11 protein-coding genes are annotated in these 8,354 nt (G+C 71.5%); 8 read left to right on the top strand and 3 right to left on the bottom strand.

Annotation, left to right across the window (positions count from 1 at the left end; genetic code table 11):
* Both GY24_RS11475 and GY24_RS11470 read right to left on the bottom strand, forming a co-directional pair.
* A partial coding sequence (locus GY24_RS11475; RefSeq protein ID WP_193953569.1) for a GyrI-like domain-containing protein occupies positions 1 to 538 on the bottom strand: 538 nt, incomplete at its 3' end.
* Positions 539 to 680: 142 nt separating this feature from the next.
* Positions 681 to 1,667, bottom strand: a complete 987-nt coding sequence (locus tag GY24_RS11470; RefSeq protein WP_104475863.1) for a diaminopimelate dehydrogenase — start codon at positions 1,665 to 1,667, stop codon at positions 681 to 683.
* 125 nt (positions 1,668 to 1,792) lie between these two features.
* Here GY24_RS11470 and mgrA point away from each other — a divergent pair, with 125 nt between their 5' ends.
* The 6 genes from mgrA (at position 1,793) to GY24_RS11445 (ending at position 6,971) form a co-directional block, all read left to right on the top strand.
* Positions 1,793 to 2,845 (top strand): L-glyceraldehyde 3-phosphate reductase, encoded by a 1,053-nt coding sequence (gene mgrA / locus GY24_RS11465; RefSeq protein ID WP_104475861.1) that lies wholly within the window; start codon positions 1,793 to 1,795, stop codon positions 2,843 to 2,845.
* Between the two features lie 59 nt (positions 2,846 to 2,904).
* Positions 2,905 to 3,510 (top strand): TetR/AcrR family transcriptional regulator, encoded by a 606-nt coding sequence (locus GY24_RS11460; RefSeq protein WP_104475859.1) that lies wholly within the window; start codon positions 2,905 to 2,907, stop codon positions 3,508 to 3,510.
* Between the two features lie 30 nt (positions 3,511 to 3,540).
* Complete coding sequence (locus tag GY24_RS11455; RefSeq protein WP_104475857.1) at positions 3,541 to 4,206, top strand: NAD(P)-dependent oxidoreductase; 666 nt, start codon at positions 3,541 to 3,543, stop codon at positions 4,204 to 4,206.
* 106 nt (positions 4,207 to 4,312) lie between these two features.
* Positions 4,313 to 4,525 carry a heavy-metal-associated domain-containing protein gene (locus tag GY24_RS11450; protein WP_267892613.1) on the top strand — a complete coding sequence of 71 codons (213 nt, stop codon included), beginning with the start codon at positions 4,313 to 4,315 and terminating at the stop codon, positions 4,523 to 4,525.
* Positions 4,522 to 4,698, top strand: a complete 177-nt coding sequence (locus GY24_RS17675) for a hypothetical protein (RefSeq protein ID WP_161498731.1) — start codon at positions 4,522 to 4,524, stop codon at positions 4,696 to 4,698. Before GY24_RS11450 ends, GY24_RS17675 begins: the two co-directional genes overlap by 4 nt.
* Entirely contained in the window at positions 4,695 to 6,971 is a 2,277-nt protein-coding gene (locus GY24_RS11445) for a heavy metal translocating P-type ATPase (protein WP_104475855.1), read from the top strand. The genes GY24_RS17675 and GY24_RS11445 overlap by 4 nt, the downstream gene beginning before the upstream one ends.
* 163 nt (positions 6,972 to 7,134) lie before the next feature.
* Here GY24_RS11445 and GY24_RS11440 read toward each other — a convergent pair whose 3' ends face one another.
* Positions 7,135 to 7,497 carry a hypothetical protein gene (locus tag GY24_RS11440; protein WP_104475853.1) on the bottom strand — a complete coding sequence of 121 codons (363 nt, stop codon included), beginning with the start codon at positions 7,495 to 7,497 and terminating at the stop codon, positions 7,135 to 7,137.
* Between the two features lie 52 nt (positions 7,498 to 7,549).
* Between GY24_RS11440 and GY24_RS11435 the strand changes: the two genes are divergently transcribed.
* Together GY24_RS11435 and GY24_RS11430 are read left to right on the top strand one after the other, a co-directional pair.
* The gene (locus GY24_RS11435; protein ID WP_104475850.1) at positions 7,550 to 7,861 is read left to right on the top strand and encodes a hypothetical protein; all 312 of its coding nucleotides are present in this window, start codon (positions 7,550 to 7,552) and stop codon (positions 7,859 to 7,861) included.
* Positions 7,862 to 7,930: 69 nt separating this feature from the next.
* The gene (locus GY24_RS11430) at positions 7,931 to 8,350 is read left to right on the top strand and encodes a VOC family protein (RefSeq protein WP_104475848.1); all 420 of its coding nucleotides are present in this window, start codon (positions 7,931 to 7,933) and stop codon (positions 8,348 to 8,350) included.
* Positions 8,351 to 8,354: the final 4 nt, after the last annotated feature.

The raw sequence follows: 8,354 nt of genomic DNA, 5'->3' as shown, positions 1-8,354 counted from the left end.
CCAGTCCGTGCGCGGGCAGATACTCGTCGTGCAGCCGCGCCAGCGTCGGCGCCTCATCGTCGTAGGAGCCGACGTGCAGGATCTGGACGCTCTCGCCCTCGTCCAGCCGCAGCAGGCGCAGCGCACCGGCCGCCGCGAGGCCCTTCTTCGCGAGCACCTCGGCACGCGCCGCATCGACCATCGCGGCGGTGACCCAGTCGGGCTGATGGATCAGCATGGTCCACTCCCACGCCGCCTTGTCGCGACGGGTGAATGCCGTGGCATCCGCCGCCCGCCACAGGCCCTCGAGCGGGGCCACGACGAAGTCGCGGCCGAGTGCCTTCTTGCTCGCGAACTTCAGCGTGTACGCGACCCCGTACAGCGCCTCGATCGACTCGGCGTAGGCGGGGGCGGTGTTCGGGTCGCCGTGCCCGTCGACCGCGAGGTACTGCATCGGCGGAACGACGACGCGCGAGAAGTCGCGGGCGCTCGGCGCGTACAGCGCTTTCAGGGCACGCTTGACGTCGTACTTCTCCGCTGGATTCTCTGCTGAACTCATACGCCCAGTGTGCCCACTCGGGCACGGCGCTGTCACGCCGTGCCCGCTGGTTGAGCCTGACGAAACCGCTCGCGGCCCTCGAAATGTCTCGCGGCCCCCGGTATGCCCGGGGCCGCGAGGCACAACGAGGGCCGCGATGGGGCTAGAGCAGCTCGGCGCGCAGCTCGGCGGCCGACTTCGGCGAGAACAGGCCCGGGGCCACGTCGAAGACCGTGTGGGCGCCGACCTGCCCGCGCTGGTTCAGCCGGTGCACGGCACGCGCCGAGGCGACGAGCACGCTCGCCGTGAACTCGGGGTTGCTGTCGAGGCTCAGGCTGTACTCGATCACCTGCGAGTTGCCCGCGCCGGTGTTGCCGCTGCGGATGACGAAGCCGCCGTGCGGCATGGCGGCGTGGTCGCGCGCGAGCTCCTCCGCGCTGATGAAGGTGACCGTGGTGTCGTACTCGGCGAAGTAGTTCGGCATCGTCACGATCGCGTCGCGCACCGCCGCGGCATCCGCCCCCTCGGCCAGGACGACGAAGCAGTCGCGGGTGTGCTTCTCGCGGGTGCTGAGGGTGGGCCGGGCGCCGCTCCGCACGGCGGCGACGGCCTGCTCGTTCGGGATCGTGTACTGCACGCCGCCGGCGACGCCGGGCACCCGGCGGATCGCGTCGGAGTGGCCCTGGCTGAGGCCGCGGCCCCAGAACGTGTAGGTGTCGCCGTCGGGCAGCAGCGCCTCGCCGTAGACCCGGTTGATCGAGAACATGCCCGGGTCCCAGCCGGAGGAGATGAGCGCCGTCTTGCCGGCGGCGCGGGCGGGGGCGTCGACCGCCGCGAAGTGCTCGGGAATGCGGGCGTGCGTGTCGAAGCTGTCGACGATGTTGAACAGGGCGGCCAGCTCGGGGGACTGCTCCGGCAGGTCGTTCTTCGAGCCGCCGCAGAGGATCAGCACGTCGATGTCGGCGGTGCGGGTCGGCAGCTCGTCCTGGGCGAAGACGGCCGTCTCCGGCCGGAGGGTCTGCACGGTGGCCGGATCGCGGCGGCTGAACACGCCCACCAGTTCGAGGTCGGCATTCTGGGCGATGGCGGATTCGACGCCGCGCCCCAGGTTGCCGTAGCCGGCGATGCCGATGCGAATGGGAGTGCTCATGCTGTCTCGTTTCTGTGCTGCCGCTGCTGCAGTGGAGGTTCAACGTTACCGAACCGGGTGCGCAGCCGGTGACGTCGGGCCGCGGCATCCGAGGGGCTGGGGCGGGCGGTGGCTAGCATGGAGGCATGCCGTACCTCGCCTCTGAAGACCGCTATGACCGCATGATCTACCGCCGCACCGGGCGCTCGGGGCTGAAACTGCCCGTGTTCTCGCTCGGCCTCTGGCAGAACTTCGGCGAGGATCGCTCGTTCGACGCGCAGCGGGCCATCGTGCGCCGCGCCTTCGACCTCGGCATGACCCACTTCGACCTCGCCAACAACTACGGCCCGCCCTACGGCGCGGCCGAGACCGCCTTCGGTCGGCTGCTGGCCAGCGACCTCGCCCCGCACCGCGACGAGCTCGTCATCTCGACCAAGGCCGGCTGGGACATGTGGCCCGGCCCGTACGGGGTCGGGGCGAGCCGCAAGCACCTGCTCTCCTCGCTCGACCAGTCGCTCGGCCGCCTCGGCGTCGACTACGTCGACATCTTCTACTCGCACCGTCCAGACCCGGGCACGCCGCTCGAGGAGACCGCGGCGGCGCTCGACCGGGCCGTGCGCTCGGGCAAGGCCCTCTACGTCGGCATCTCCTCCTATGGGGCGGATGCCAGCCGCGCGCTCGCCGAGCTGCTGCGCGAGCTCGGCACCCCGCTGCTGATCCACCAGCCCTCCTACTCGATGCTGAACCGCTGGGTCGAGACCGAGGGGCTGCTCGACGTCGCCGCCGAGGAGGGCTTCGGCGTGATCGGATTCACCGCGCTCGCCCAGGGCCTGCTCACCGGCAAGTACCTCGGCGGGGTGCCGGAGGGATCCCGTGCCTCCTCGGACGGCTCGATCGGCGCCGGCATGCTCGCCGAGCCGACGCTCGCGCGGATCCGCGGACTGGACGCCATCGCCCGTCGCCGGGGCCAGACGCTCGCGCAGATGGCGTTGGCCTGGGCGCTGCGCGACGAGCGGGTGACGAGCCTCGTCATCGGAGCCAGCCGGGTCGCCCAGCTGGAGGAGAACGTCGCGGCGCTGGACCGGCTGGACTTCAGCGCGGAGGAGCTCGCCGAGATCGACGGCTTCGCCGGCGACGCCGGGGTCGACCTGTGGGCCGACGCCCGCGGGGGTGGACCCCTGCCGTCGCTGCGGCCGTAGCGACGCACGGCATCCGCGCTCAATTTGACGGCTGTCAAACAGCGTTTTAGGTTTGACGCATGTCAAACAAGGCGGATGCCGCGCGGTTGACCCCGGACGGCCGGCGGGAACAGATCCTGCGCGTGGCCGCCCGGCACTTCGGCCGGGACGGCTTCGAGGCCGTGTCCGTGCGCGACATCGCCGAGCAGGCCGGGGTCACCCGGGCGCTCGTCTACCACTACTTCCCGGGCAAGGACGCGCTGCTGGACGCCGTGCTGCGGAGGGAGGCCGAGGAGCTGCTGGCCGCGACGGCCCCGGACCCCGCGCTCTCGCCGCGCGAGAACCTGGAGCGCGCGCTCGGCGCCTACCTCGACCACTTCGCGGCCAGCGGCGGCGGCCTGCGCGAGCTCTACGCACCGCGCGCCTCCGCGCCGGCCGTCGTGCACGAGATTGCCGCGAGCAACCACGCCGTGCAGCTCGAGCGGGTGATCGAGTTCCTCGGGGTCGACGACACCCCGCTCACGCGCCTCGCGATCGGGGGCTGGCTCGGCTTCGTAGAGCAGGTCGCCGCCGCATCCACGCGCACCGCGGCCCCCACCGCCGACCGCGTCGACCGCGACGCCGTCACGCGCCTCTGCCTGCAGGCGCTCGCCGCCGTCACCGGCGCAGCTGCCGTCGGCCACTGACCAGAATCATTCCAGAAGGAGAGCACCACCATGAAGATCGTCGTACTCGGAGCCGCCGGAAACATCGGCCGCCACGCCCTGCTGGCGGCCGTCGCGGCCGGCCATGAGGTGGTCGCATTCGCGCGCCGCCCAGAATCCGTGCCCCCGCTGCTCGGCGTGCGCGTCGTCGCGGGCAGCGTCGAGGACGAGGCGGCGATGGCCGACGCGTTCGCGGGTGCGGATGCCGTGATCAGCGCCGTCGGCCCGGCCTTCCGCATGGGCTCCCGCAAACCGATCGACTTCATGCAGCGCGTGCTGCCGCGCATGACCGCGGCCGTGAAGCAGGCCGGCGTCCCGCGCTTCGTGCTGGTGTCGGCGTTCGGCGCCGGGGACACGCTGGCGCAGGCCTCCGGCCTGGCCCGGCTCGTCTACCGGGTGGGCACGAAGCCGCTGTTCGAGGACAAGGCGCTGGCGGAGCGCGCGCTGCCGGCATCCGGCATCACCTACACCGTCGCCTACCCGGTGAACCTCAAGGAGGCGCCGCCGCTGACCGCCGCGGCCGTCAAGCCGCTCGGCAAGGTCGGCTCGGTGCCCGGCCTGCCCGCGCTGCCGTTCGCCAACGTCGGCCAGACGCTCGTCGAGCTCGCCGAGGACCGCTCGACCGAGAGCAAGCGGGTGCTCATCACCACTCCGACCGGGTGGAAGCCGCTCAAATAGTCGCCAGCCCGTGCAGGAATACCCGCGCGGGAATACCCGTGCGGGGTATGATGTTCCTTGTCGGTGAGAATACCCCTAGGGGGTATCCCGAAAGGAGTGCAGAAGAGTGAATACCGAGTACCAGGTGACCGGAATGACCTGCTCACACTGTGAGCGCGCGATTGCGGGCGAGCTGGACCAGCTGAGCGACGTCGAGGCCATTGACGTCTCCGCCGCCACCGGCCGGCTCCTCGTTCGCTCGAGCGTGCCGCTCGACGACGCGGCCGTCCTCGCCGCCGTCGAGGAGGCCGGCTACACGGCCGCACGGGTGAACGCATGACCGCGCCGCTGAAGATCGGCCTCTATGTGGCCGGGCTCGTCGCCCTGTTCTTCGCGAGCTTCCTCGCAGCCCAGCTGCTCGCCCCGGCGGGCGCCGGCGCCCCGGCCGAGCAGCCGACCATGACGCACAGCGCGGGCATCGGGCAGCCCGCGGCATCCGGGAGGGCATCATGACAACCGCCGAACAGCAGCCGGTGCAGCTGAGTGAGAGCGTCGAGCTCGAGATCGGCGGCATGACCTGCGCCTCCTGCGCCATGCGCATCGAGAAGAAGCTGAACAAGCTGGACGGCGTCTCGGCGAGCGTCAACTACGCCACAGAGAAGGCCCGCGTGAGCGCGCCGCAGGGCTTCGACGTCGCCGCGCTGATCGCCGAGGTCGAGAAGACCGGGTACACGGCGGCGGTGCCCGTGAAATCAGCGAAGGCCGCCGTGCGGGGCGGCGCCGCCGAGGGCGAGTCCGGCCAGGATGCCGAGCTGCGCGGCCTCCGCCAGCGCCTCATCGGCAGCATCGTCCTGTCGGTGCCGGTGATCCTCCTCGCGATGATCCCGGCGCTGCAGTTCACCTACTGGCAGTGGGCCTCACTCGTGCTGGCCGCGCCCGTCGTCGTCTGGGCGGCCTGGCCGTTCCACAAGGCCGCCTGGGTGAACCTGCGCCACGGCGCGGCCACCATGGACACCCTCATCTCGATCGGCACCCTGTCGGCGCTGCTCTGGTCGGTCTACGCGCTGTTCCTCGGCACGGCCGGCGAGCCGGGCATGACGCACGCCTTCGAGCTCACCGTCGGGCCGAGCGATGGCGCCGCCAACATCTACCTCGAGGTCGCCGCCGGCGTGACGATGTTCGTGCTCGCCGGGCGCTACTTCGAGAAGCGCTCCAAGCGCCAGGCGGGTGCCGCCATGCGCGCCCTGCTCGAGCTCGGGGCGAAGGAGGTCTCGGTGCTGCGCGGCGGCGTCGAGTCCAAGATCGCGATCGAAGACCTCGCCGTCGGCGACGAGTTCGTGGTGCGCCCCGGCGAGAAGATCGCCTCCGACGGCGTGATCGTCGACGGCAGCTCCGCCATCGACGCCTCGATGCTCACCGGTGAGTCGGTGCCCGTCGAGGTCGCCCCCGGCGACAGCGTCGTCGGCGCCACCGTCAACGCCGGCGGCCGGCTCGTGATCCGGGCCACCCGCATCGGTGCAGACACGCAGCTGGCGCAGATGGCGAAGCTCGTCGAGGACGCCCAGTCGGGCAAGGCCGAGGTGCAGCGCCTGGCCGACCGCGTCTCCGGCATCTTCGTGCCGATCGTCATCGGCATCGCCGTGGCGACGCTCGGTGCCTGGCTGGGCGCCGGCTACCCGGCCGCCGCGGCGTTCACGGCCGCCGTGGCCGTGCTCATCATCGCCTGCCCGTGCGCGCTGGGCCTGGCCACCCCGACGGCGCTGCTCGTCGGCACCGGCCGCGGCGCCCAGCTCGGCATCCTGATCAAGGGCCCGGAGGTGCTGGAGTCGACCCGCACCGTCGACACCATCGTGCTCGACAAGACGGGCACCGTCACCACCGGCAAGATGACCCTGCTCGCGGTGACCGTCGCCGACGGCACGAACGAGGAGGAGCTGCTGCGCCTGGCCGGGGCGGTCGAGGACGCCTCGGAGCACCCCATCGCCCAGGCCATCGCCGCCGGTGCGACACAGCGGGCCGGCGGGCTGCCCGCCGTGGAGTCCTTCGCGAACATTGAGGGCAAGGGCGTGCAGGGCGTCGTAGACGGGCACCTCGTGCTCGTCGGCCGCGACTCGCTGCTGGCCGAGTGGGCGATCCCGCTGGGCGCGGAGCTCGCGGATGCGAAGGCCGCCGCCGAGCAGCGCGGGCAGACCGCCGTCGTCGTCGCCTGGGACGGGGCGGCGCGCGGAGTCCTCGTGGTGGCGGACGCCGTCAAGCCGACGAGTGCGGAGGCGATCGCCGAGTTCACGCGGCTCGGGCTCACCCCCATCCTCCTGACCGGCGACAACGACACCGTCGCCCGGCAGATCGCCGCGGTGGTCGGAATCGAGCGGGTCATCGCCGAGGTGCTGCCGCAGGGCAAGGTCGACGTGATCGCCCAACTGCAGGCCGAGGGCCGTGTGGTGGCGATGGTCGGCGACGGCGTGAACGACGCCGCAGCGCTCGCCCAGGCCGACCTCGGCCTGGCGATGGGCACGGGCACGGATGCCGCGATCGAGGCCGCCGACCTCACCCTGGTGCGGGGCGACCTGCGGAGCGCGGCCGACGCGATCCGGCTGTCGCGCCGCACGCTCGGCACGATCAAGGTGAACCTGTTCTGGGCCTTCGCCTACAACGTGGCCGCGATCCCGCTGGCCGCGCTCGGCCTGCTCAACCCGATGCTCGCCGGGGCCGCGATGGCGTTCTCCAGCGTGTTCGTGGTCGGCAACAGCCTGCGTCTGCGGAGCTTCCGCTCTCGCGCGAACTAGCCGCGGCAGAAGCCCCCGCTCGCACGTCGAGCGGGGGCTTCTGCACGGTTCCGGGCTGCCGCACTGTGCAGCGGGCCCCGTTCGATGAGGCCGCCGGCCTGCCGCGCCGGCGCAGCGGCTGGTGGCTTCGGTCGCTGGAGCTCCCTCGAGCCGACGGGGAGGGCTAGGGGCGCGCGTCGACGATGCCGATGAAGCGGCTGCCGACGCCGTAGACCTCGCTGCGGCTGAGGCCCGCGGCGGGCTCGGGCAGCTCGTGCATGTCGTGGTCGTCGCAGCTCAGGCAGGTGAACTCCGGCCACCACTTCTTCGGGCGGGCCTGCTCGCTGAAACCGCAGATGACGCAGGTCAGCTCGACCCAGACCGGCTTCTTGCCGGTGCGGTTGGCCCGGGACTGCGCCAACCAGGCGGGCGGGTTCGCATCGATCCCGGCGAGCTCTTCCTCGCTGAGGCGCGAGGGGATGCCGTTGCGCGTCGCCATCTCGAACGGAATGTCGAGGCGGATCGCTGCTTCTCGTCTGCTGACCATGATGTTCAAGCGTAGGCGATGGGGCAGGGGCCGAGCGCCCTAGGCTGGGGCGATGCCCGCAGAACCCGCCCACCGCCTCCAGCTCACGCTGAAGCGCCCGCTGTTCAGCTGGCGCTCGAAGCCGACCGTCGTCATCGCCGGGCGAGGCCAGCCGGCGCAGTGGGGCGTCGGCACCTGGCAGCTGCCGAGCGCGGGCGAGCGCGTGGGGGCATCCGGCGTTCTGCAGGTCTTCGTCTTCAACCGGTTGTGGCGTTACGGCACGGCCGTGCACGTCTTCGCCGAGACGCCGCCGGCCGCGCTCGTCTACACGCCGCCGCTGCTGCCCTTCCTGCCGGGACGCCTGCGCGCGGCATCCGCACGCTGAACGGCGGCACTAGCGCGCCGCGCGCGGCAGGGCGATAATCGGCTCGGGGACCCCGACGAAAGGCCGATCATGTCCGTTGTGCTCAACCCGTACCTCAGCTTCATCGATATCGCCCGCGAGGCGATGGAGTACTACCACTCGGTGTTCGGCGGCACCCTCACGCTCACCACCTTTGGCGAGATGCCGAACAATGCCGAACCGGATGAGGCCGACAAGATCATGCACGGCCAGATCGACGGAGACCACGGCATCGTGCTGATGGGGTCCGACACCCCCAAGCACATGCGGACGGAGGCGTTCAAGAACGGCACGTCGATCTCGCTGAGCGGAGACGACGAGGCCGTGCTGCGCGGCTACTGGGAGAAGCTCGTCGACGGCGGCAGCATGACGGTGCCACTGGAGACGTCGCCGTGGGGCGCCGCCTTCGGCATGTGCACCGACCGCTACGGCGTCGACTGGATGGTGAACATCACCCCGAAAGCCGCCTGATCCG

It is taken from the genome of Microterricola pindariensis (assembly GCF_002936985.1).
GTDB classification, from domain to species: domain Bacteria; phylum Actinomycetota; class Actinomycetes; order Actinomycetales; family Microbacteriaceae; genus Microterricola; species Microterricola pindariensis.
The sequence above is the reverse complement of the archived record's forward strand: the minus strand, read 5'-3'. Positions and strand labels throughout refer to the sequence as shown.